17 protein-coding genes are annotated in these 23,009 nt (G+C 71.6%); 6 read left to right on the top strand and 11 right to left on the bottom strand.

All coding sequences use genetic code 11. From position 1 onward, the window contains the following. Entirely contained in the window at positions 1 to 708 is a 708-nt protein-coding gene (locus K8638_RS35630) for an ABC transporter ATP-binding protein (protein WP_223759173.1), read from the top strand. A 98-nt stretch (positions 709 to 806) separates the two neighbouring features. On the opposite strand, the gene K8638_RS45020 is transcribed toward K8638_RS35630, so the two are convergent. After that, positions 807 to 6,533, bottom strand: coding sequence for an ATP-binding sensor histidine kinase (locus K8638_RS45020; protein ID WP_305071215.1), 5,727 nt, complete (start codon positions 6,531 to 6,533; stop codon positions 807 to 809). A 409-nt stretch (positions 6,534 to 6,942) separates the two neighbouring features. Then, a complete protein-coding gene (locus K8638_RS35615) occupies positions 6,943 to 9,672 on the bottom strand; it encodes a LuxR C-terminal-related transcriptional regulator (RefSeq protein WP_223759172.1) in 2,730 nt (909 codons plus the stop codon). Between the two features lie 334 nt (positions 9,673 to 10,006). On the opposite strand from K8638_RS35615, the gene K8638_RS35610 reads away from it, so the two are divergent. Continuing rightward, positions 10,007 to 12,889, top strand: a complete 2,883-nt coding sequence (locus K8638_RS35610) for a YncE family protein (RefSeq protein WP_223759171.1) — start codon at positions 10,007 to 10,009, stop codon at positions 12,887 to 12,889. 75 nt (positions 12,890 to 12,964) lie between these two features. Here the strand turns inward: K8638_RS35610 and K8638_RS35605 are convergent, their stop codons facing one another. The 3 genes from K8638_RS35605 to K8638_RS35595 all read right to left on the bottom strand — a co-directional run bounded on the left by K8638_RS35605 (position 12,965) and on the right by K8638_RS35595 (position 16,377). Then, entirely contained in the window at positions 12,965 to 13,345 is a 381-nt protein-coding gene (locus K8638_RS35605) for a P2X purinoceptor (RefSeq protein WP_223759170.1), read from the bottom strand. Then, positions 13,345 to 15,708, bottom strand: a complete 2,364-nt coding sequence (locus tag K8638_RS35600; RefSeq protein ID WP_223759169.1) for a TonB-dependent receptor — start codon at positions 15,706 to 15,708, stop codon at positions 13,345 to 13,347. Before K8638_RS35600 ends, K8638_RS35605 begins: the two co-directional genes overlap by 1 nt. Positions 15,709 to 15,804: 96 nt before the next feature. Continuing rightward, the gene (locus K8638_RS35595) at positions 15,805 to 16,377 is read right to left on the bottom strand and encodes a TMEM165/GDT1 family protein (RefSeq protein WP_223759168.1); all 573 of its coding nucleotides are present in this window, start codon (positions 16,375 to 16,377) and stop codon (positions 15,805 to 15,807) included. Between the two features lie 374 nt (positions 16,378 to 16,751). Here K8638_RS35595 and K8638_RS35590 point away from each other — a divergent pair, with 374 nt between their 5' ends. From K8638_RS35590 to K8638_RS35580, 3 genes are all read left to right on the top strand, one after another. Further along, the gene (locus K8638_RS35590) at positions 16,752 to 17,009 is read left to right on the top strand and encodes a ribbon-helix-helix domain-containing protein (RefSeq protein ID WP_223759167.1); all 258 of its coding nucleotides are present in this window, start codon (positions 16,752 to 16,754) and stop codon (positions 17,007 to 17,009) included. Next, positions 17,006 to 17,179, top strand: coding sequence for a hypothetical protein (locus K8638_RS45015; RefSeq protein WP_223759166.1), 174 nt, complete (start codon positions 17,006 to 17,008; stop codon positions 17,177 to 17,179). The genes K8638_RS35590 and K8638_RS45015 overlap by 4 nt, the downstream gene beginning before the upstream one ends. A gap of 87 nt (positions 17,180 to 17,266) precedes the next feature. Next, positions 17,267 to 17,737: an outer membrane protein assembly factor BamE gene (locus K8638_RS35580; protein WP_223759165.1), complete on the top strand. Its 471-nt coding sequence runs from the start codon at positions 17,267 to 17,269 to the stop codon at positions 17,735 to 17,737. 89 nt (positions 17,738 to 17,826) lie between these two features. Here the strand turns inward: K8638_RS35580 and K8638_RS35575 are convergent, their stop codons facing one another. From K8638_RS35575 to K8638_RS35565, 3 genes are read right to left on the bottom strand one after another with little or no spacing between them, the layout of a single operon-like run. Continuing rightward, positions 17,827 to 18,891 (bottom strand): lysylphosphatidylglycerol synthase transmembrane domain-containing protein, encoded by a 1,065-nt coding sequence (locus K8638_RS35575; protein ID WP_223759164.1) that lies wholly within the window; start codon positions 18,889 to 18,891, stop codon positions 17,827 to 17,829. A gap of 17 nt (positions 18,892 to 18,908) precedes the next feature. Continuing rightward, positions 18,909 to 19,640, bottom strand: coding sequence for a CpsB/CapC family capsule biosynthesis tyrosine phosphatase (locus K8638_RS35570; protein WP_223759163.1), 732 nt, complete (start codon positions 19,638 to 19,640; stop codon positions 18,909 to 18,911). After that, positions 19,637 to 19,846, bottom strand: a complete 210-nt coding sequence (locus K8638_RS35565) for a DNA gyrase inhibitor YacG (protein WP_223759162.1) — start codon at positions 19,844 to 19,846, stop codon at positions 19,637 to 19,639. Before K8638_RS35565 ends, K8638_RS35570 begins: the two co-directional genes overlap by 4 nt. Positions 19,847 to 19,928: 82 nt before the next feature. Between K8638_RS35565 and K8638_RS35560 the strand changes: the two genes are divergently transcribed. Further along, a complete protein-coding gene (locus tag K8638_RS35560) occupies positions 19,929 to 20,918 on the top strand; it encodes an NAD(P)H-quinone oxidoreductase (protein WP_223759161.1) in 990 nt (329 codons plus the stop codon). Positions 20,919 to 20,928: 10 nt separating this feature from the next. Here K8638_RS35560 and K8638_RS35555 read toward each other — a convergent pair whose 3' ends face one another. The 3 genes from K8638_RS35555 to K8638_RS35545 form a co-directional block, all read right to left on the bottom strand. Continuing rightward, positions 20,929 to 21,819: a DUF5694 domain-containing protein gene (locus K8638_RS35555; protein ID WP_223759160.1), complete on the bottom strand. Its 891-nt coding sequence runs from the start codon at positions 21,817 to 21,819 to the stop codon at positions 20,929 to 20,931. A gap of 79 nt (positions 21,820 to 21,898) precedes the next feature. Continuing rightward, complete coding sequence (locus K8638_RS35550; RefSeq protein WP_223759159.1) at positions 21,899 to 22,318, bottom strand: hypothetical protein; 420 nt, start codon at positions 22,316 to 22,318, stop codon at positions 21,899 to 21,901. Positions 22,319 to 22,340: 22 nt separating this feature from the next. Continuing rightward, positions 22,341 to 23,009 carry a PASTA domain-containing protein gene (locus tag K8638_RS35545; protein WP_223759158.1) on the bottom strand — a complete coding sequence of 223 codons (669 nt, stop codon included), beginning with the start codon at positions 23,007 to 23,009 and terminating at the stop codon, positions 22,341 to 22,343.

Raw genomic sequence — 23,009 nt, 5'->3', positions numbered from 1 at the left:
ATGCACGCCATCGAAGCCACCGGGCTGTGGAAGACGTACGGCAAGGGGGAGACGGAGGTCACCGCGCTGCGGGACGTCTCCCTGCGAGTGCGCGGCGGAGAGGTCGCCGCGCTGCTGGGCCCGAGCGGCTCGGGCAAGTCCACGCTGCTGACCACCCTGGGGCTGCTCCTGACCCCGGACCGGGGGCAGCTCTCCCTGGGCGGGGAGCAGGTGGTGGCCGACGGGCGCATCACCCGCGACGCGGCCCGGCTGCGGCGTGAGCGCATCGGCTTCGTCTTCCAGAAGGCCAACCTCATCCCCTTCCTCACCGCCCTGGAGAACGTCCTGCTGGCCCTGGAAATCAACGGGCTGCGGGGCCGCGAGGCCCAGGCCCGGGCGCGAGAGCTGCTCGACTACCTCGGCCTGGGGGAGCGGACGGCGCACCTGCCGGATGAGCTCTCCGGAGGCCAGCAGCAGCGGGTGGCCATCGCCCGCGCGCTCGCCATGAACCCGCCCCTGGTGCTCGCCGACGAGCCCACGGCCGCGCTGGACAGCCACCGCAGCCGCGACGTCATGCAGCTCTTCCGCCGCGTGGCCCACGAGCGCGGCACCGCCGTCGTCGTGGTGACGCACGACCACCGCACGCTCGACGCCTTCGACACCGTCCATGAGATGGAGGACGGGGTGCTGCGCACCGCCCCGCGGGTGCCCGCGCCCTCCCCGGCCTGACGCTGCTCACACTCCCGAGCGCTTCACGGTGGCCCACCTGGAGCCTGTGGCGCGGCGCGTGGGCGGGCTGCTCGTCAGGGCCGGCCGCATGAAGCCCCTCACTTCCTGACGGGCGCCTCATCCGGCGGCCCGGCGCACGGCAGCTCCACCGTGAAGGTGGTGCCGCTGCCCGGCGTGCTCTCCACCCGCACCGAGCCTCCCAGCGCGGAGAGGATTTCCCGCACGATGTAGAGGCCCAGCCCCAGGCCCCCGTACTCGCGCGCCGAGACGGCCCTCTCGAAGCGCCCGAAGATGTGGGGCAGCCGCTCGGCTGAGATTCCGATGCCGTAGTCCCTCACCACCAGCCGCGCCCTGCCCTCCCGCTCCTCCACCGTCACCTCGATGGGCTTGCCCGCGCCGAACTTGAGCGCGTTGGACAGCAGGTTCGTCACCACCTGCTCCAGCCGCGTGCGGTCCCACCGGCCCACCACCGGCCCCTCGGCCCGCAGCCGCAGCGGACAGCCCGCCTGCTCCAGCCCCTCCTGGAAGCGCTCCGCCCCCTCTCGCACCAGCGCCGCCAGGTCCACCTCCTCCAGATTCAGGTGCAGCCGTCCGGACTGGATGCGCGAGACGTCCAGCAACTCGCCGACGAGCCGGGTGAGCCGCTGCATCTGCCGCTCGGCGCTCTGCACCGGCGAGGCCAGCGACTCGGGCAGCGAGGGGCCCGCGCGCCGGCGCAGGCCCTGCACCGCCAGCTTCAGCGAGGTGAGCGGCGTGTAGAGCTCGTGCGCCGCCACCGTGAGGAACTCCTCGCGCAGCCGGATGGCCTCCTGGGACTCGCCGTACAGCCGCGCGTTGTCGATGAAGAGCGCCGCCCGGCGCGCCAGCTCCTGCGCCAGCTCGAGGTCCGCCTCCCCGTACTCGCGTCCAGGCGCCGACAGGCCGAAGGTGATGGCCCCCACCGTCTTCCCCCGCGCCACCAGCGGCACCGCCATGCCCGTGCGCAGGCCCAGCCCGCGAATGAGCTCCACGTGCCGCGCGTCCCGGCACGTCGCCAGGATTTCCGCCTCGGCCACCTTGGACAGGAGGTACGGCCGCCCGGAGCGCAGCGCCAGGGCCGCCGGCTGCGGCGAGTCCCAGTCCGGGGGGTACTTCTCCCGCAGCTCGCGCAGCAGGCCCTCCTTCTCCGGCTCCACGTGGGCTACCGCCACCCGGCGAATCCTCCCCTCCGGCTCCACCACGTCCACCATGCACGTGTCGGCGAGGAAGGGCACCGCCAGCCGCGCCACCCGCTCCAGCGTCGTCGGGTAGTCCAGCGACTCGGCCAGCACCAGGCTCGACTCGGAGAGGAAGCGCACCGTCTCCTCCGCCCGCCGGCGCTCCTCCACCTCCACCTTCAGCTCCTCGAAGAGGCGGCTGTTCTCCAGCGCGATGGCCATCTGCGAGGACAGCAGCTGCAGCACCCTCACCCGCTCGGGCGTGAAGGCGCGGGTGGCCAGGTTGTTCTCCAGGTACAGCACCCCCCGCGGCTGCGCCCCCCGGCGGATGGGCACCGCCAGGGCCGAGCGCAGCCCGTGCTCGGCCACGTATGCGTCCGAGGAGAAGCGCCCCTGGTGGGCCGCGTCCGCCAGCACGATGGCCTCCCCCGTGCGGTGGGCGTGCGCGATGACGGTGGCGGGCACCAGCCCCGAGGACTCCATCGGCGTGCGCTCCAGCGACACCGGCTCGCCCACCGCGCCCACCGCCCGCACCACCAGCGCGCCCTCCTCCTCCTGCACGAGCGCGCCGCGCTGGGCGCCCCCTACCTCGATGCACACCCCCATCAGCTTCTCCAGCAGCCGGCCGAGGAACACCTCGCTGGAGAGCATCTCCGCGGCCTTGAGCAGGCCCAGCAAATCCAGGGCCGACCTCCGCTCCTCCCCGCGCGCCGGGACGAGGGGAGACGCCAGCGCCTCGGAGGGGGCGAGGTCCGGGAACTCCTCCTCCAGCGCCTGCACCTTGGCCGTCGCGCCCCAGCGGGCGAAGCCCTCCAGCGCGGCCCGCAGGCACAGGGTGGCGAAGCGCTGGCGGCCGAGCGCGCGGTGGTGGCGGCCGGCCAGCTCGTTGGCCAGCGCCTCGTCCTGGCAGAACTCCTGCTGGCGGGCGCCCTCGGCGGCCTTCTCGTAGAGCTCCAGCGCCTCCAGGTGCTGGCCCTGGAGGCGGGCCACCTCGGCGCGGACGAGCTGGTGCTTGTGGCGGAAGTTCTCCGGGCAGCTCTCCGCCCACCGGCCCAGCTGCTGCTGGTGGACGGAGAGCCGCTCCAGCAGCCCGGCCCTCTCCTCCGGGGAGGCCCCGTCACAGAGCGCCGCCAGCGTCAGCGCGCTGTAGAAGGTGTGGGCCGCCACGGCGAAGAAGCCGCGGATGAACAGGAGCTGCCCCGCGGCCGCCTCGGACATGCGCCGCGCGTCGGCCAGGTCGCCCAGCAGGTAGGACGTCTGGAGGCGCAGCACCGCGTAGTGGCAGCGGTTGAAGGGGAAGTCCTGGATGGAGTCGAGGAACTGGCGCTCGTCGAAGTCCTCGTCGTCGTAGCGGGCCCGCTCGCGCGTCTGGCCCTGGAGGCAGCGGCTGGCCTGGCGGTACACGGAGATGAGGTCCGCCATGGACCACTGCCCGGCCTTGCGCGTGAAGAGGAGGGCGGAGCGGGCCTCCTCCAGGACGCGAGACAGCTCGGCGCCCATGTGGAAGAGGGTGGCCACCACGCCGCCCGCGCCGGAGTAGGCGGCGAACTGGAACTCCCCCGTCTCCAGCCCGGCGGCGAAGGCGCGGCGCAGCAGGGGCACGCTGGCGCGCAGGGGCTCGCGCCAGTGGTTGACATAGACGGCGAAGAGGGTGAGGGCCCTGCACTCCAGCCGCGGGTCCCCGCAGCGCCGCGCCAGCTCCACCCCCAGCCGCCCGAAGGCATGTCCGGTGGCGTAGTCCCCCGTGCGCTCCGCCAGAATCATCCCGTAGGAGACGTACGCCAGCGAGGCGTCCGGCGTGTTGCCGTGCTGGAGCGTGAGGTTGAGCGTCCGCACGCGGATGAAGGAGAAGAGGGCCGGGTTGGAGAAGAAGGCCGGTGAGCCGAGGCTGGCCAGCAGCCGCACGCACGCGAGCTGCTCGGACTCGTGCATCGGCGCCGCCGCGAGCAGCTCCTCCAGCGAGCGGCCCCGCCGGTTCCTCTCCACCTCGGCGAGCTCGGCGGAGAGGGCCTCGGGCACGTCGTGCTCGGGCAGCTCCAACCCGAAGAGCCGCAGCCCCTGGCGCCCCCAGTGGAAGGCCTCGGAGTAGGCGCGGTGCGCGGTGCAGGCGAGCACCAGCAGGTTGTACAGGTCCGCCTGCTCGAAGCGCGAGGCGGTGTGGGCCAGCGCCTCCTGGATGAGGGCCTCGGCCCGCGCGTGGTGGCCGGTGGCGTAGGCGCACTCGGCGGCCTCGCGGTGCAGCCGCAGCGCCAGCTCGGGGTGGGAGCGCCAGGCGTCCTGGGGGAGGAGCTCCAGGCCTCGCGTGAGGTAGGCCAGCGCGGGTCCGAAGGCCGCCGCCGCCCGGGCCCGCCGCCCTGCCCGGGCATTCAGCCCGGCCAGCCGCAGCCGCTCCGCCGCGTCCTTCACCCCGGCGGCCCCCAGGTTGAGGTGGTCCACCACCTCGAAGAGGCGCTCGTCGGGCTCGCTCTCGGAGAGCGCCTCTCCGAGCCGCCGGCCGAGCTGGAGGTGCAGGACCTGGCGCTCGTCCCTGGAGAGCAGCGAGTAGGCGGCCTGGCGCACCCTGTCATGGACGAAGCGGTACGAGGCCTCCTGCACCAGCGGGGCGTCGACGTCCTGGGGGCGGGTGAAGCGGGGCCCCTCTCCCTGGGGGACGAGCAGCCCCTCGCGCAGGGCGCTCCAGAGGGCCCCGGCCGTCTCGCCCGCGGGCTGGTCCACCAGCGCGGACAGCAGCCAGAGGTCCACCCTGTCGCGGAAGCAGGCGGCCACCTTCAGCACGCGCTGGGTGCGCTCCGGCAGCCGGCGGATGGCCAGCACCATCAGCTCCACCACGTTCTCGGTGACGCCCGAGCGCTCCACGCCGGCGAGGTCCCACTCCCACGCGCCGCGCTCGACGTCGTACGTCAGCAGCCCGGCCTGGTGCAGGTGGCGAAGGAAGCGGCCGACGAAGAAGGGGTTGCCCGCCGTCTTCTGCCACACCCGCGTGGCCAGCGGCCGCACCCGCTCCGGGGGGCTGCGCAGGGCCTCCGCGCACAGGGCGGTGAGGGCCTCGGTGTCCAGCGGGGCCAGGTGGAGGTGCTCCACCAGGGCGTCCGCCCCGGCGATGTCGGCCAGGGCGCGGGCCAGCGGGTGCCCGGGCTTCAGCTCCTCGTCCCGGAAGGCGCATACCAGCAGCACGTGGTGCAGGTCCGGCGCCATGGCCAGGCCCCGCAGCAGCCGCAGCGAAGCCGAGTCCGCCCACTGCAAATCATCCAGGAAGAGGACGAGGGGCCGGGCCTCCTCGGCCAGGGCCTGGACGAAGGCCTGGAAGGTGAGGAGGAAGCGGTTCTCGGACTCCAGCGGCTCCAGGGTGGGGACGGGGGGCTGCCTGCCCAGGAGCTGCTCCAGTTCGGGGAGGACGTCGGTGAGGACGCGGGCGTTGGTGCCCAGGGCCTCGCGCAGTGAGCGCTTCCAGGCGGGCAGCCCGGCGGGCGTGGCGAGCAGCGTGCGCAGCAGCCGCCGGAAGGCCTCCAGGAGGGGGGCATAGGGGAGGTTGCCATGCAGCTCGTCGAACTTGCCGGAGATGAAGCGGCCCTGGCCCTCGTCCTCCACCTTGCGGCGCAGCCGCTCGACGAGGGTGGACTTGCCGATGCCCGCGGGGCCCTCCACCAGCACCCGCGCGCTGGCGCCCGAGCGGGCACGCTCCAGGGCCCGCCATAACGCCGCGCTCTCGTGCTCGCGGCCATACAGCGTCTCCGGGACGATGAGTGCCTGGGCGATGTCGTGGCGCCCCAGCTCGAAGGGGCCGACGCGCCCGGCCCCCCGCCACCGGCGCTGGGCCTCGAGCAGGTCCAGCCGCAGGGACTCGGCGCTCTGGTATCGCTCCTCGGGCATCTTGGCGAGCAGCTTGAGGACGATGCCCGAGAGGGCCTCGGGGACGGCGGGGTGGACGCTGGAGGGAGACACCGGTGGCCGGGCCAGGTGGGCGTGCACCAGCTCGGCGGGGTCGGTGGAGACGAAGGGCGGGGCGCCGGTGAGCAGCTCGTAGAGGGTGGCGCCCAGGGAATAGAGGTCGGCGCGGTGGTCGACGAGCCGGTTCATCCGCCCGGTCTGCTCGGGAGCGATGTAGGGCAGCGTGCCCTGGAACTCGGCGGGGATGCCCGGGGCGTGGGCGAGGCCGGCCACCTGGGTGGAGCTGTCGAAGTCGACGAGCGTGAGGTGCTGGGAGTCCGCGGCGACGATGATGTTGGCGGGGTTGAGGTCCCGGTGGATGACGTGGCGGCGGTGGAGGGCCTCGACGGTGGCGGCGAGCTGGAGGGCCAGCACGAGGAAGGTGTCCACGCCCAGGGGCTTGCGCCGCAGCCACTCCTTGAGGGTGTGGGGCCCGGCGTCCTCGAGGAAGAGGGCCGGCATTCCCGCCACCTCTCCGAGGTCCAGGGGCTTCACCACGCCCGGTACGTCCGGCGCGTCCAGCGCGCGAAGGATGGCGTACTCGTGGCACAACATGGCGGAGCTGCTGGCGGCCAGGGGCCCGGGTTGGACTGTCTTCACCACCAGGGGGGGGCCTGTGCCCTCGCCCGAGGCGCGGAAGACGGCGAACCGGCGCCCGCGGTACAGGTCCGGGGCCATCCGGTCCTTCTGGGTCCACAGCATCCCGGCGCCTCCTCGAAGGGCAGGTTCCTCCCCGGCCCTGGGCCCCAACCGCGCTCCAGGCCCGACGAGCCCTGGTCCACCAGAGAACAGCCGGGCGGGGCCGGGCGTTCTTGGAGCGCGTCGAGGGAGGAGGCATCTGGCTGCCCGAGGCCCATCGTCGCCGGGGGCGCGGCCAGGGTCGGGCTCGCCTCTCTGCCACTTTCGCCAGAGCTGGGCTCACCAGCCGGAGGGCAGGGCCAGGACGGGTATCAGCACCACCTTGTAGGCATATCCACCATTCTGCATGCCCAGCATGGAGGCGCCCCCCGACGCATGTGAGCCTCGCCCTTCCCCTGCGCCCCGGTGCCGGAGCGGTTGTGCATGAAAAGGTGGCGTACGCCAGGGCCCGGCCCCCTTCCCCGCCGGCACCTCACAGGTACCGTTGAAGCCGCTCCTGGGCCTTCACGATGGCCGCGGTGCGGGTCGTCACCTCGAGCTTGGCGAACACGTTCCGTAGGTGCCACTTGGTGGTGGACAGCGCCACGTTGGAGCGCTCGCTGATCTCCTGGTTGCTCAGCCCCTGCGCGAGCAGCTTGAGCATCTGGAGCTCGCGCTCGGTGAGCGGCTCGAGCGGCGCGCTGGGCGGGTCCGCGAGCTCGCACGGCCCCTGGCTCCCCGCCGAGAGCACGTCCTGGAACCGCGCGGCATACCGCGAGGGCAGCCCATGGCTCAGCTTCCGCTGGCTGGCGGCCGCGACGATGACCTCCTGCAGCCCCGGCGTCTCGTCGAACACGCTGCGGTTGAAGCCGAACCGCTGCACCAGCGCGAGGCCCCGGTTCAGCGCGGCGAACGCCGCCGTGGGGTCTCCGGCCCGCCAGTGACACACGGCAATCGCCGCCAGCAGCGCGCTCTCCCGGGACACGTACCCCACGTCATGCGCGCTGGCCCGCAGCGTCTCCAGGAGCGCGTGCGCCTTGCCATGCCGCCCCCGCGCCATCAGCACCCAGGCCTGTGACAGCCCCAGCCGCTCCCAGGTCTCATCGTAGAAGCGCCGCTCGCTCCACTCCCCCCGCCGCATGCGCTCGCCCAGGCCGAACTCCTGCGCCACCGCCTTCATGCGCGCGGGCGCCTGCTCCACCAGGGAGAGCCGGATCTTCTCGCCACAGACATGCGACAGGAAGCGCGTCTGCTGGCCGCACTCGAGCACGCTGTGCAGGTAGTCCAGCAGCTGCCACGCCTCCGCGAACTTGCCTCGGATGGACTTGATGCGCGCCAGCACCAGATAGGCCATCGCGAAGGTCTCGAAAGCGGATGCCTGCGACAGCAGCGGGAGGACCTCGATGCAGAGCGCCTCGGCCTCGTCCAACAGGTTCTGCTCGTAGCGGGTGTTGGCCAGCGCCGTCGCCGCGTTCACCCACACCGGGTTGCGCCTTCCATGGCTCGCGCGCTCGAACGCCGCCTCGCACCGCTCCGCCGCGTCCTTCATGTTCCCCTGCGCCCGGTCCGCCAGCGCGACGAGGACGTCCGTGTAGCCGTTGATGAACGGGCTGTTGAGGCCCTGCAGCGTCTCCCGCGCGCTCAGCGCGAGCCGGCGCATCGCATCGAACCGGTTCATCCGGAGCGCCTGGTAGGCCTTCGCCGCCAGCACCGCGCCCGCCAGGAAGACATCCGAGTCCTCGTAGCCCGACCATGTGTCCTGCTCGATGCCGGAGCCCGCGGCCGAGTCGGACAGGATGGCGTGGAACAACGTGAGGTGCTCGAGCTGCTTCGACAGCCGCTCGTGCTCCGGGTCGGACGTGGCGTACGCGGTCGCGAGGCGGTGCTTGGCATCCTGTAGCGCCGACGAGGCCTGGGCGAAGCGCCGGGACAGGATGAGGCACGCGATGTGCGCCACACACACGGCCGGCGAGCGGATGACCTCCTCCGCCGTCAGCTTCGCCGTCCAGTGGAGCACGGAGGCAATCTCCCCCTCGCGCATCCACGCCTCCACACAGCGCGCCGTGAGCTGGAGGCACCAACTCCGCTCTCCGGAGGCGAACGCGTGCGTCAGTGCCTCGTCCGGCATCTGGTGCTCGGCGAACCACGCGCTCGCCGCCCGGTGCAGCCAGGGGATGCGGTCGCCGAAGTCGCACGCGAGCTGGGTCCGCAGGAAGTCGAGGAACAGCGAATGGTACCGGTACCACTGATGCTGGGTGTCGAGCGGTTGGATGAAGAGCTGTGCCCGCTCCAGGTGCGCCAGCAGCGCCGGACCGTGGGTGATGCCCAGGAGCGCATTGCAGAGCTCCCCGTGGAGGTGGTCCACCACCGAGCTCAGCACCAGGAACTCGTGCACCTCCGCGGGCTGCTCACGCAGCACCGCGTCCGCCAGGTACCTCGCCACGTCGCGGTTGGAGCCGATGGCCCTCCGCAGCGCGTCGCTCACGCCCGCGTGCTCACCCGCCGACAGCAGCGCCAGCTTCACGCCGGCCACCCAGCCCTCGGTACGTGAGCGCAGGTACTCCACGTCCTCGGGCGCGAGCTCGGCGTCACACAGGCGCTGGCCCAGCTCCCGGATGGCCTCGCCGTCCAGGCTCAGGTCGCGGCTGTCGAGCGTCACCAACTGCTCGGTGAGCTTCAGCTTCGCCAGGTCGAGCTCGGGCGTGTTGCGCGACGAGACGACCCAGTGCACGTGCGGCGGCGAGTGGTCCAGCAGGTACGAGAAGGCGCGCACCAGCGCGCGCTCGCGCAGCACGTGGAAGTCGTCGAGCACCACCACCAGCTCACGTCCCAGGTTCCACAGGCTCCGCAGCACGACGGAGGTGGCATGGTCCAGCGGCAGCGCCACCTGCGCGTCGAGCTGGCTGGCGATGTACGCGTCGAACTCCGGAGCCGTCCGCCGGATTGCCCCCACCAGGTATGAGAAGAACCGCTCGGGCGTGTTGTCCTGCTCGTCCAGCGACAGCCAGGCGAGCAGGTGGGGCACCCCCGCGTCGCGGTACCACTGCGTCAGCAGCGTCGTCTTGCCCCAGCCGAGCGGCGCCGTCACCAGCACCAGCTTCCCGCCGACGCCCCTGTCCATCTTCCGCAGCGGTGCCCCGCGCGTCACCAGCACCGACGCCGACTGCGGCGGTGACAGCTTCGTCGGGAGCAGATGCGAGAGAGGCTCTCCAATGGGGGCCACGTGCTCCGCGGCGCTCCTCGGGGAAGGTGATGACGCACGACGACGTCCCGTTGCGTTTCGAAGGCTCGGCATTGGCACGTTCCCCTGCGGCCGATTGCATTGCCCAGTAGAGCACGGACTCCTGGCGTCTTGCCCTTCTTGCGCGGAAAACAAGTGTTGCTGAGGTTTCAACGCGGCGCGCCATGGACATGGCGCATTGCGTCGACATGAAGTTTCGCGTGCGGGAGGGGGCGTCCCCCTCCCTTCGGTGGGGGCGATGTCGCGGCGCGGCTTGGTACTCCCCGTCCGTTGCGGTTCGGACTGCAACGATTCCCCAGCCTGAGGAGGACCACACATGGGTATCCAGCCAGTGGGCGCGAGCCTGAGCCGTTGGCGCGCTCGAGCCGCTTCGTTGTGCGTCGCCGTCGCGTCGTTGGTGTCATTCACCGCCGCCGCGCAGACCCCCACGTTCATCGAGTTCGACAGCGGGCACGTACGCCCGCTCGCGATGTCTCCGGATGGAACGAAGCTCTTCGCCGTCAACACCCCGGACAACCGGCTGGAGGTCTTCTCCATCACCAGCTCGGGCCTGTCGCTCATCGCCGAGGTCCCGGTGGGCATGGAGCCCGTCGCCGTCGCGGCGCGCAGCAACACGGAAGTCTGGGTGGTCAACCACCTGTCGGACAGCGTCAGCGTGGTGAGCCTCAGCGAGACGCCGCGCGTGGTGCGCACGCTGCTCGTCGGCGATGAGCCGCGCGACATCGTCTTCGCCGGCACCAACGGATATGCCTTCATCACCACGGCGCACCGCGGCCAACATCGCACGGACCCGTCCATCGCCAGCGTCCCCGGCGCGGGTGACCCGCAGCTGACCACGCCGAGCGTGGGCCGCGCGGACGTCTGGGTCTTCAACCCGGCGTCCCTGGGCACCACCCTGGGCGGCACGCCCCTGCGCATCGTGACGCTCTTCGGCGACACGCCGCGCGGCCTCGCCGTCAGCCCGGACAAGAAGACCGTCTATGCGGCCATTGCCCAGTCCGGCAACCAGACGACCACCCTCAACCTGGACAGCGTCTGCGACGGCTTCTACGAGAACATCCCGTGTTTCTCCTTCCCCGACACCTACCCGTGGGGGAACAACCTCATGCCGGGCGGCCTGCCCGGGCCGAGCACGAACGCCGCGGGCGCCAAGGCGCCGGAGACGGGGCTCATCGTCAAGTGGAACAACAACACCGGGCGCTGGGAGGACACGCTCGGCCGCAACTGGAACAACGCCGTGCGTCTGCGCCTGCCGGACAAGGACGTCTTCGCCATCGACGCGGACCGCCTCACCGAGACGGCCTTCTACACGGGCGTCGGCACCTCCCTGTTCAACCTGGCCACCAACCCGAAGACGGGCACGCTGTACGTCTCCAACAGCGACGCCAACAACCTGACGCGCTTCGAGGGCCCGGGCGTGTTCGGCGGCAGCACGGTGCAGGGCAACCTGGCGAAGATGCGCATCACCGTCATCGCCGGCGGCGCGGTCTCCCCCCGTCACCTCAACAAGCACATCGACTACTCGAAGCTGGCCGGGAAGCCCGGCTTCGACCCCACGGCCAAGAACCACAGCCTCTCCACCCCCACGGACATGGTGGTGTCGAGCAACGGCGCGAAGCTGTACGTGGCCGCGTTCAGCTCCAGCAAGGTCGGCGTCTTCGACACCGCGGCGCTGGAGGCCAACACCTTCGACCCCCGCACGGCGAGCGCCAACCACATCCCCGTCACCGGCGGTGGCCCCAGCGGCCTGGTGCTGGACGAGGCGCGCAACCGCCTCTACGTGATGACCCGCTTCGACAACGCGGTGAAGGTCATCGACCTGGCCACCAAGGCGCAGGTGGACGCGGCGCCGCTCTACAACCCGGAGCCGGCCTCCGTGGTGCAGGGCCGTCCGTTCCTCTATGACGCCAACTTCTCCTCCGCCAACGGCGAGTCGTCCTGCGCCAGCTGCCACATCTTCGGCGACAAGGACGAGCTCGCCTGGGACCTGGGCAACCCGGACGACGAGGTGTCCAACAACCCCATCGAGCTGCGCCTCGCCAGCGACCTCGAGATTGGCGCGTTCCGCGTCTTCACCGGCCACCCGGGCTCGGACGTCAACGGTACCGGCGACCAGCACTCCTTCCACCCCATGAAGGGCCCCATGACGACGCAGACCCTGCGCGGCATGACCCACCAGGGCGCCATGCACTGGCGCGGGGACCGCTCGAGCGGCTTCTTCGGCAGCGACCCGTACAACGAGGAGCTGTCGTTCAAGAACTTCATCGTCGCTTTCGAGGGGCTGCTGGGCCGCGCGTCCATGCCGACCGAGGCGGAGATGGACAAGTTCACCGCCTTCCAGCTCCAGGTGCAGCTGCCGCCGAACCCCGTCCGCCGGCTGGACAACACGCTCACCGCCTCGCAGCAGGCCGGCAAGGACTTCTACTTCGGCAGCCGCCGCGTGGACGGCCTCGCGATTGGCGATGACAACGGCTTCAACTGCAACGGCTGCCACACCATCGACGGGGCGCAGGGCTTCTTCGGCACGGACGGCAAGGGAAGCTTCGAGGGCATCACGCAGATCATCAAGATTCCCCACGTGCGGAACATGTACACGAAGGTCGGCATGTTCGGCTTCCCGGACAGCCGGTTCTTCAAGGACCCCGAGTCGGGACCGATGGGAGATCAGATCCGCGGCTTCGGCTTCACGAACGACGGCGCGGTGGACACCCTGTTCCGCTTCTTCAGCGCCATCGTGTTCTCCAACACCAGCATCGGTGGTCCGCTGGTCGGCTTCGAGAACTCCACCCAGCGCCGCAACGTGGAGGCCTTCATGCTCGCGGCCGATACCGACCTGGCGCCCATCGTCGGCCAGCAGGTCACCCTCACCAACACCAACGCCGCCGCCGTGGGCCCGCGCATCGACCTGCTCATCGCGCGCGCGCGGGCGCCGTTCGCGTCGAAGATCCTCGGTGGCAACACCTACGAGGCCGACCTGGTGGCCAAGACGGTTGTCGCTGGCAAGGCGAAGGGCTTCCTCTACGACCGCACCGCCGGGACGTGGAAGCCCGACGACGGCACCGCCAACATCACCACCACGGCCCTCCGCGCCCTGGCGAACACCGCGGGCCAGGAGGTGACCTTCACCGCCGTTCCGCCGGGCTCCGGCCTGCGCATCGCGCTCGACCGGAACCTGGACGGCCGGCTCGACGGCCAGTGAGCCGCGAGCGCTGAAAGCCTGTCGCAGGCCCCCGCCCCGCCCCCGGTTCTTCCGGGGGCGGGGTTTTCGTTCCGCTCAGGTCGCTACCCCGCAGACCCCGTCCAGCGCGGTGCCGGAGCCACCCTCGCAGGCGCCGCTCTCGCAGTCCCGGTCCGTGAAGCACGCCTCGCCGTCCGCCCGCTTCTTCACGCACGTCCCATACCGGTCGCCGGGCGTGAAGTGGTTGGAGCACGTCAGCGCCTTCTCGCAGTCGGCGGCCACCGTGCACTCGCCGCCCTCGCCGCGCGGCGGGTAGTCGCACACGCCTCGCGGCGCCGGGCCGTCCTCCCCATTGGGGAAGCTGCACACCAGGTCCTCCGGACACGCCGTCTGCGCGTCACACGAATCGCCCAGGCCCGAGGCGCAGCCCGCGGCCAGCACCACCGCGCACAACCAGGGAATCACCATCCGGCGCATCACAGCGAGGCCTCCAGGGAAATCACCGCGGAGCGGCCCGGCTCATCCACGCCGGAGCCATGGGTGCGGTACGTGGCATCCAACAGGTTCTGCAAGGTGAGCGCCGCCGACAGGCGCTTGCCCAGCTTCGCGCCGGCCCGCGCGTGGAAGACGATGAAGGCCGGCGTCCGCGCGCAGTCCGGCACCTCCGCGCACGTGCGGATGTCCAGCAGGTCCGCCGCGGAGAATGCATCCTGGGCCAGCGCCCAGCGAGACATGCCCTCCAGGAAGAAGACCTCTCCCGGCTCCCACGTGGCGCGCACCAGGCCGTTGAGCGGCGGCGTGCGGGACAGCGGCTCGGTGATGAACGGCTCTCCCTCCACCGTGAGGTCCTGCCGCCGCGTCTTCGTGTGCGTGTACGTGGCGTGCGTCGCCAGCGTCAGCGACGGCAGCACCTTCACCGACACCGAGGCCTCCAGCGCGTGAATGTCCGCGCGCTCGAGGTTCTGCCGCGTGCGGTACGGCACGCCGTCCGGGGTGAGCTGCTGCCCGTCCAGCAGCGTCGGGACGTTGCCCACCAACCCTTCCACCATCGTGAAGGCGTAGAAGAGCTGCGCGCCCACCGGCCCGCGCTCCACCCGCGTGCCCAGCTCGGCGGTGTAGGACTGCTCGGGGTGCAAGTCGCGCCCGGGCACCAGGAAGCCCGGGCCATCCGCGCCCAGCCGCAGGTAGTCGTCGATGTTGGGCGCCCGGAAGCCCGAGCCCAGGTTGAGCAGCACCGAGACCCCGTCCGCCACCCGCTGCCTCACACCCAGCTCCCCGGCCAGGCCCACCGAGCTCTGCGTCGTCGCGGGCAGCACCGGCAACGGGACGCTCGCGTCCGGGAACTGCTCCGCGAGCCGCGAGTCCTCGGGCAGCGACACGCGGTGCAGCTGCGCCCGCAGGCCCGCGTGGTACGAGAACGGCCGCTCCACGTCGCTGGAGAGCACGCCGAAGATGCCGGTCGACACCGAGGTGGGCGACCCCGGGTAGCGCGCGTCCTCCGGCAGCGGCGAGAAGTCCGGCTCGGGCGCGGACAGCGGGCTGCGGCCGGCGGTGCTCGACGCCTTGTCGTGGAAGACCTCGGCCCCGAAGAGGGGCACCGGCGCTCCCGGCAGCGCGGAGATGGCCGGCGCCTCGCCCTCCGCGCGCAGGCCCACCGTCCACACATTCACGCTGTCCCGCTCCAGCCTGTCTCGCGCCACGCGGAAGCGGTCCACCTGCTCGCTCTGGCGGTGCACGCTGAGCTCCACCGCGCCGCGCCGCAGCCAGCCCGGGCCCGCGTGCTCCAGCCGCGCGTGCGCGAAGTCGCGCTCCTGGTCGCTGAACCGACGGAAGTCTCCCGGCGCCGAGCGGTCCAGGCGCGGCGCGTCCGACTGCCGCACCCCCTGGTACTGGAGGTAGAGCTGGAGGCCCGGCCGCAGGCGATGGCGCACCTTCAGCGCCGCGTCGCCCTCCTGGTAGCCCGTGTACCGCTGCACGCCCACGCGCGCACCGCCGCGCAGGTCATTGAAGTCCCGCAACGTGAGCGCGCCGGCCACCGCGGTGTTCCGCAGCGACACGCCCGCGCGCACATGCCCCTGGAGACTCTCGTCCGCGCTGCCCGCCTGCGCGCGCAGGGCACCAATGGGCGTGGTCTCCGACGCGAAGCGCGGCCAGAAGGTGCGCACGTTGACGACGCCGCCCAGCGCGTCCGAGCCGTACAGCACCGAGCCCGGCCCGCGCACCACCTCCAACTGCTCCACGAGAAACGGGTCCACCGTGTTGAGGTACTGGTTGGGCCCCGAGCGCACCGTGCCGTTGTTCAGCCGCACCCCGTCCACCAGCAGCAGCACGTGCTGCCCGTACAGGCCGCGGATGATGGGGGCACCGCCACCGTGGTTCGTCTTCTGGAGGAAGACGCCCTCCGACTCGAACAGCGCCTCGGGCGTGGTGCGGGCAGGCCGGCGCGCCAGGTCGTCTTGCGACACCACCGACATCGCACGCGGCTGGCTGGACGTGGGCCGGGGCCGCCGGGTGGCGGTCACCACCGTCCGGGGGATGACCGGCTCCACTTCGGTCTCCGGCTCGACGGCGCCACCCGGCACGGCGGGGGCCGCCGGGTCTCCGGAGAGCATCTCACCCGCTCCCATGGCGGAAGGGGCCTGCCCGGCGGGAGCGTCCGGAGGCGCCTCGGTGGAGGGGGCCACCTCCGGGGAGGAAGGTTCGGAGGCCGGCGCGTCGGCCGGCGCGGAAGGAGGCTCCACGGGGGTGGACGCCGCCGGGCGCTCCTCGGCGCGGGCCGTGACGAGGGGCGCGCCGGCGAGTGCACAGCACGCCATCAGGACGAAGGGTCGAAGGTGCATGGGGCTCCGGGAGTCTCCTACGGCTGTTCCTCCCAAGGGAAGGCGGCGCCTCCCCGGCCCGCTCTCACGCCCCCGTGTCCCGCCTGGCCATCCGCATCAGCCCATGCGCAAGGCCGTCCACAGGGACACGGCGCCGAAGAGGAAGAAGAGGCTGGCGGCGGCCCACCGCACCCACTTCATCTGCACGCGGCCGGCGAGCCTGTCCCCGAGGAACACGGCGAGTCCGTCCGACAGCAGCATCCCCGCGGTGGTGCCCAGCGTCACCGTCAGCGGCGCCTGGTAGCGCGCGGCCACGGCCATGGTGGCCAGCTGCGTCTTGTCTCCCATCTCCGCCAGGAAGAAGAGCACCACCGTGGTGAGGAAGGCGCCGAAGCGAGGCGGCTTGCCTCCGTCCTCGTCCAGCGTGTCCGGCTTGAGCGTCCACAGGCCGAAGCCGATGAACATCACCGCCAGCAGCACCGCCATCAGCCGGGCCGGCACGTGCGTGGACACCCAGCTTCCCAGGCTGGAGGCCAGCGCGTGGTTGGCCACCGTGGCCACGAAGATGCCGGCCAGCACGGCCCAGGGCTTGCGGAACCGCGAGGCCAGGGAGAACGCGAGCAGCTGCGTCTTGTCCCCCATCTCGCTGGCGGCCACCAGCACGAAGGAACCCACCATCGCTTCGAACATCACTACCCCTCGCTCATGAATGGCCGAGGTGGACTCGTGGGAGCGCCAGGGAGAGCGCGCACGACGGACCTCGGCCAAGGAAGAAGCAACGCATCCCTGTCCGAAGGTCTCGTTCGTCCCGCGCGAGGCGGGGTGGGGGCCCGGGCTGTCGCCAGCCAGTATGTCGAGCGTCCCGACGCCAGCGGCGCTGGCGTGAACTACTCCCCTAAGGCGAGGGCCCAGGTACCAGCAGAGCCCTCTTCCGTCAACGCCCGGGACGGGCCCGTGCCTCCGTCCGCCTCCCGACGCTTTTTTTGACGGAGCGCCTGACCGCCCGCCTAATGCCGGGGACAGGTCGGTAGCGGCCTGTAGCAGTCACGCCCGGAGGAAGTCCGATGCAGGATGGAAGCGCCAGCCCCCTGAGCCCCGAGGCTCCATCGTCACCGGTGGCCTCTGAGGCGCCTGTCGACGCGCGCGGCCCCGAGGCCGACATCGTCTCCACCCACGTCCTGGTGCCGGAGGAGCAGGTCCAGAAGCTGCGCGAGCTGGCCCGGCGCACCCGCATCCACCAGAGCGAGTACCTCCGCGAGGCGGTGGACGACCTGCTCGGCAAGTACGGCCGCGCCACGGCGAAGCCGGAGGGCCAGTCGTGAGCGCCGTTGCCCTCGCGCCCCGCACCTCCACGTCGCGCACCCGCGAGCCTGTACCCACCGTGCTGGTCCGTGACTCGGATTCCGTGCGCACCCCGCGCACCCGCCTGGCCTCCGAGCGGCCCGCCTCCATCCGCGAGGCCATCATCCGCTGGCTCGACCAGGAGCTGTGAGCCCGCCCCCCGGCCTCCCTCCCTGGAGGCCGGCCTCGGTCGCGGGCTAGGCTGGGGACTCCCCCTTCCCAGGAGTTCCCACACCTCATGCGCACTTCCTTGCTGACCGCCGCCGCCCTGGCCTTCGCCGCCGCCGGCTGTGCGACCTCGGGTGGCTTCGACAAGCTCTACCCCGGCATGTCGTCCCAGCAGGTCGTGGAGGCCATGGGCAGCGGTCCGTCTCGCGCGCAGGAGTTCCCGGACAAGTCCACCGCCTGGTACTACGGCGAGGACCGCTGCGTGCTCATGCGTGAGGACAAGCTGGTCGCCAAGGCCACCTCCGAGGACAACACGTCCATCGACACGCCCGTCGTCTCCGTGCGCGACACGTCGAAGGCGCTCTGCGCTCCGGAGGGCTACGTCTCCTCGGAGAAGCGCCAGCAGGAAATCGACACCCCGTTCGGCACCTACAAGGGCAACATCGACCCGTCCGCCGCCGTGAAGAAGGTGAAGGACATGGTGACGGGCCAGGAGGAGCCGGCCGGGAAGTCCGAGCAGGCCACCACGCCGGCTCCGTAGTCCTCCCCGCCGCTTCGCACTCCGGGGCCGCGCGCGTTGCTCGCCGCGGCCCCGTTCCATTTCCGGGGTGGAGGCTCGCGCGGCGCGGCTCAGGCGGAGGTCGCCGGGGCCTCGCCTTCCTTGTCGAGCTTGCCGGCGATGTCCCGGAAGGACATGTGGCCGATGGAGAGCAGGATGAGGCCGACGGCCACCTGCTGCACCGTCTGGGACAGCCACATGACGTTGGCGTAGGCCAGCCCGCTGGCGTTCACCACCGAGGCCGGCAGGAAGAGGCTGAGCCCCACCTTGGTGGCGGCCTGGAAGGTCCCCATCATTCCCGGCGCGGCGGGAATCATCACCCCCACCACCAGCACGCCGAGGACGACGTAGGCCTGGAAGAGCGACAGCGTCATGGGCTGGCAGGTGGAGCCCGCCGCCGCGCCCGAGCAGTCGAAGGCATTGCCGAGCAGGGCCATGCCGGCCCCGTTCATGCCCCAGTACAGCGCCGTGTAGAGGAAGAAGAGCGCCACCTGCCGGCCGTTGGGGAGCTGCCGCATGGCCCCGACGAAGGTGTCCACGATGTCGGCGACCTTGTGGGCCAGGCCGGGGGCGAAGCGGCCCACGGTGGCGCGCACCAGCCGCACGGTGCGCTCCTGCTGCCAGAGGCCGAAGAGCAGGAACATCAGCCCGCCGCCGAACACGCCGAACAGCACCCAGGAGCCCCACTTCACGTAGCGGATTTCAGGCGTGTCGGTGGGGACGAAGAAGAGCAGCACCCGCATCATCGCCGCGACGAAGAGGCCGTCGACGATGCGCTCCAGCACCACGGACGTCATGGCCGCGCTGCGGCGGATGGAACTGCGCTGGGCGATGAGGAAGGGCCGGGCGAACTCGCCCAGGCGGAAGGGCAGCACCAGCAGCATCATGAAGCCGATGCCGGAGGCCTCGTTGAGCTTGCGGAAGGGCACCCGCTCCAGGCCGGACAGCAGCGCGCCCCAGCGCAGGGTGCGGAAGACGTGGATGGCCATCAGGATGCCGAAGTACGGCACCAGCCACGCGTAGTTGGCCGCCTTGAGGCTGGCGACCTGGGTGGCCCAGTCCGTGTCCCGGAAGGCCCACCACATGAACAGGAACGTGACCAGCAGACTGGCCAGCAGCTTGACGGCGCGTTTCACGGCGGCCGGGTATACCGTCAGTCCGGGTCAGACTCCAGCGGTTCACCGGCCAGCAGCCTGGAGGGGTTGTCTCGCATGAGACGGGCGAATGCCTGCTCCCCTCCCCTGCTTCGTAGCTCACTCAACGCACGGCCCACCCAGTCCCGTGCGCCCACCGGGGCGTGCAGGTCCGTGGCGGCCACCGCGTAGAGGCCATCGTCCAGGAAGGCACGGGCCAGCTTCTTCGCCATGGCGCCGTAGCGGCCGGTGAGAGCCCCCACGTCCAATTGCAGCAGCGCGCCGGCCCGCACCGCCTCCGCGGCGCGGCCCTTGCGCTCGAACTCCAGGCAGCGCTCGGGGTGGGCCAGCAGGGGGATGATGCCCTTGGTGCGGATTCGGAAGAGGATGTCCGGCAGGGCCGGGACGGGGGCGGTGTAGGGCAGCTCCACCAGGACGTAGCGGCCCGGCCCCAGCGTGCGCGCCGCGGGCGTGCCCAGGCTGCGCAGGAAGGCGTCGTCCAGCACGTTCTCCGCGTTGCGGCCCAGCGACAGGGGGATGTGCTCACGCTCCAGGGCGGCGGAGAGCTCGGCGCGGCGCGTGTCCACGACGTCCACGGGGGCGTATTCGGGACGGGCATGGGGGCTGGGGGCGACGGTGGAGAAGCCCAGGTCCACCAGGGCGCGCGCCATCTCCAGCGCGTCGTCCAGGGTGCGGGCGCCGTCATCCACTCCGGGGAGCAGGTGACAGTGCAGGTCGACGAAGCCGCTCACGCGTCTCCGCCCTGCCGGTCGGGGTGGCTGGAGGGGGGCAGCTCGTCCTCCCGCTCATCCATCTGCCGCTCGGGCACGCGGTACTCCTCGCCCAGCCAGCGGCCGAGGTCCACGGCGCGGCAGCGCCGGGAGCAGAAGGGAAAGGAGGCGTTCTCCCCTCGCGGGGGAACGGGCTTCTGGCAGATGGGACACTTCACGGTGCTCATGATGGACGGTGTCTAGATAAGCGTTGACGCTCTCGCGGGCCAGGATGTTTCGTGACCGCCCTTTCCAGGGAGGTCTTGAGCCATGAAGGTCCTGCGCATCACCGAGCCCGGTGGTCCCGAAGTGCTTGCCCTGGAGGAACGGCCCGAGCCCGCGCCGGGTCCCGGCGAGATTCGCGTGCGGGTCCGCGCCTCCGCGCTGAATCGCGCGGACCTCCTGCAGATTCGGGGCTTCTACCCCGCCCCGCCGGACGTGCCGCCCGACGTGCCGGGCCTGGAGTATGCGGGCGAGGTGGTGGCGGTGGGCCCCCGCACCCGGCGCTTCAGGGTGGGAGATAGGGTGATGGGGCTGGTGGGCGGCGGCGCGTGGGCGGAGTCGCTCATCACGCACGAGCGCGAGGCGCTGCCCATGCCGGAGGGAATGGACTTCGCGGACGCGGCGGCGCTGCCGGAGGCCTACCTCACCGCGTACGACGCGCTGGTGCTCCAGGGCGAGCTGCGACCGGGAGAGACGGTGCTCATCCACGCGGTGGCCAGCGGCGTGGGCTCGGCGGCGGCGCTGCTGTGCAAGGCGTCGGGAGCGCGCGTGGTGGGCACGGGGCGCAGCGCGGCCAAGCTGGCGCGGGCCTCCGAGTGGGGCGTGGCGCGCACGGTGCTGTGTGAGTCGTATCCGCCGCGGTTCGCGGACGCGGTGAAGGCGGAGACGGGCGGCCGGGGCGCGGACCTGTGCCTGGACCTGGTGGGTGGGGACTACCTGCCGGAGACGCTGGACGCGGTGGCGCCCCGGGGGCGGGTGATGCTGGTGGGGCTGGTGGCGGGCAACAGCACGGAGCTGAACTTGGGGACGGTGCTCGTCAAACGGCTGCGCGTCACCGGCACCGTGCTGCGCAGCCGGCCGCTGGAGGAGAAGATTGCGCTGTCGCAGAGCGCGGAGCGGCACCTGCTGCCGCTGTTCCGCTCGGGCGCGCTGCCGCCCGTGGTGGACGCGGTGGTGCCCATGGCGGAGATACGCCCGGCGCTGGAGCGCATGGCGCGCAATGACTCCGTGGGCAAGCTGGTGGTGCGGTGGGAGTGAGCCGCGCCGCTCAGTGTGCATCTCCGCGCAGGTAGTCCCGCACGTCCACCACTTCGTACTCGGGCGAGGTGCCCGCGACGAAGTGGAGGATGGGCAGGTGGCCCGCGCCGATGATGAGCAGGATGCGCTCCTCCGGTGAGGACGTGAGGCGCTGGAGGTTGCGGAAGATGCGCAGGTTGCGGTCGTACCAGGCCGCGCGCAGGTCCGCGCCGAGGTAGCCGTCCTCACCGTCCACCTTGAACAGGCCGATGGAGTACGAGCCGTGTCCCTGCCGGCGCAGCTCCGGCGAGTTCATGTATCGCAGATGCTCCATCAAGGACTGGCGCGTCTTCAGCGCGTCGTAATGCGCGTAGAGGCTCTTGAAGCGCTCCTGCCACCGCGCATCGAGCGACGCCACCTGCTTCTCGTCCACATTGTCGAACAACGGGAAGAACATCGGGTGCGGGTCCGCGTCGATGGCGTAGACCTTCGCGTGGCCCAGCTTCTTCGCCAGCCGGAAGCCGACCTGGTCAATCTCGTTCGCCGTCAGCTCCGCGCGGCCCGCCACGTAGTCCTGGTACCGCGCGTCCAGCACGGCCTGCTTGTGGGCCTTCATCTCCACGGCGATGCGCGTCGGCTGGAACTTCGCGAGCGCGTCCACCAGCGCCTCGACTTCCCGCTGCCGCTCCGGAGAGAGCACGTCCACCGCGTGCTCGGGCCTGTACCTGTCCTTCCCGGCGTCCTTGAAGTGGAACGTCCCCAGCATCATCAGCCGCGCCTTCGGCTCGTTCGCGCCGAGGAGGTCGGGCGGGGCCTCCTCGCTCCGCGCCGCGGCCTCCGCGGGCTTCGGGCTCGGAGTGGAAGCACAGGCGAGCAGTGTGCCCACCATCAGCAGGGGGGCAAGGCGCGGGAGGCGCTTCACGGGGCGTCCTTTCGGAAGAGGCAGGCCGGCAGCGCACTCTACGGCGCGCCCCTCTTCCGATTGCGACCCACCCGGGACGTCAGCCCCTCGTACTGTTCAGTCCCACGGCGATGCGGCCGTCCACCAGGGGCTCGCCCGGAGCCGGGCGTTGCCAGCAGACCCGCCCGGCCTGCTCCGGTGAAAGGCACGGCACCTCAGTCACCTCCAGCGCCGCGCCCGAGGACCGTGCCCGCCGGGTGGCGGCGGCCCGCGTGAGCCCGAGCAGCATGGGCGTGACGGGCGGTACGCCCTTCGGCTCCTCTTTGAGGAAGAACGCGCTCACCTCGTTGGTGCCGCCGGGGACGAAGGTGAAGCCCTCCGGGCCCGCGGACACCTGGCCGCGCAGCACCAGCTCCACCGGGCCCAGCCGCAGCGGTCCGTTGCCCAGCCGCGCATGGACCCGCGCGAGCGCCTCGCGCAGGTCCACCAGCAGCGCGTCCAGGTCCATGGCCTCGCTCATCGGGCTCTCGGCCTCTCCCACTTCACTTCAGGGGCTCGAGGCCCGACGACTGCCGGGTGATGGGGCTCGTCGTCAGCACGGGCTCGACTGTCCGGGTCATGGTCGAGGACTGGACCTTCAGCCACAGCTCGCCGCCCGCGGGCAGCACCGTTCCAGGCTCCGCGGAAGCAGCCACGACGAAGTCACCGTCCTTCGCGTCATCGGGGAAGCGGTGCGGCACTCCGAGCGCCAGCAAGAGGGTCCGCGCGTCCGCCACCGTCCGGCCCACCACCGCCGGCACCACCACCAGCGCCTCCGCCTGCGGCGACGGCGGCACCGGCACCACGCGGAACTTCAGCCGGGACTGCGCGGACAGGCTGTAGCTGAAGCGGTTGGTGTAGCTGGCGTCCATCGGCGCGCCGTACATCTTCAGGCGCGTGCGCCCCTGCCCCTGCAGCTCCGCGGTGATGGAGAGCGCCACGGCGATCTCCGCCTCGGCCTCGGGGATGTGGTACCAGGTCGGCCGGTAGCCGATGCGCTGAAGCTCCGTCGCGAAGCTCTCGTCCGAGGCATAGAGGGCGCGCAGCCGCTCCAGCGTGGCCTCGTCCAGCTCCTGCTGCGCCTGCGCCACGCCGCGGCCCACCGCGGAAATCAATGAACCCAGCGGCGCGCTCAGCGCCTCCAGCTGGGGAAGGTCGTTGGTGTCCGCCAT

The sequence above is a fragment of the Myxococcus sp. RHSTA-1-4 genome (genome assembly GCF_020037125.1).
GTDB lineage: Bacteria > Myxococcota > Myxococcia > Myxococcales > Myxococcaceae > Myxococcus.
The sequence above is the reverse complement of the archived record's forward strand: the minus strand, read 5'-3'. Positions and strand labels throughout refer to the sequence as shown.

Coding starts and splice junctions, on each gene's coding strand:
- K8638_RS35545 (WP_223759158.1), bottom strand. CDS start 23,009: ATGGCGGACACCAACGACCTTCCCCAGCTGGAGGCGCTGAGCGCGCCG.
- K8638_RS35580 (WP_223759165.1), top strand. CDS start 17,267: ATGCGCACTTCCTTGCTGACCGCCGCCGCCCTGGCCTTCGCCGCCGCC.
- K8638_RS35630 (WP_223759173.1), top strand. CDS start 1: ATGCACGCCATCGAAGCCACCGGGCTGTGGAAGACGTACGGCAAGGGG.
- K8638_RS35610 (WP_223759171.1), top strand. CDS start 10,007: ATGGGTATCCAGCCAGTGGGCGCGAGCCTGAGCCGTTGGCGCGCTCGA.
- K8638_RS35595 (WP_223759168.1), bottom strand. CDS start 16,377: ATGTTCGAAGCGATGGTGGGTTCCTTCGTGCTGGTGGCCGCCAGCGAG.
- K8638_RS35600 (WP_223759169.1), bottom strand. CDS start 15,708: ATGCACCTTCGACCCTTCGTCCTGATGGCGTGCTGTGCACTCGCCGGC.
- K8638_RS35560 (WP_223759161.1), top strand. CDS start 19,929: ATGAAGGTCCTGCGCATCACCGAGCCCGGTGGTCCCGAAGTGCTTGCC.
- K8638_RS35565 (WP_223759162.1), bottom strand. CDS start 19,846: ATGAGCACCGTGAAGTGTCCCATCTGCCAGAAGCCCGTTCCCCCGCGA.
- K8638_RS35550 (WP_223759159.1), bottom strand. CDS start 22,318: ATGAGCGAGGCCATGGACCTGGACGCGCTGCTGGTGGACCTGCGCGAG.
- K8638_RS35605 (WP_223759170.1), bottom strand. CDS start 13,345: ATGCGCCGGATGGTGATTCCCTGGTTGTGCGCGGTGGTGCTGGCCGCG.
- K8638_RS45020 (WP_305071215.1), bottom strand. CDS start 6,533: ATGCTGTGGACCCAGAAGGACCGGATGGCCCCGGACCTGTACCGCGGG.
- K8638_RS35590 (WP_223759167.1), top strand. CDS start 16,752: ATGCAGGATGGAAGCGCCAGCCCCCTGAGCCCCGAGGCTCCATCGTCA.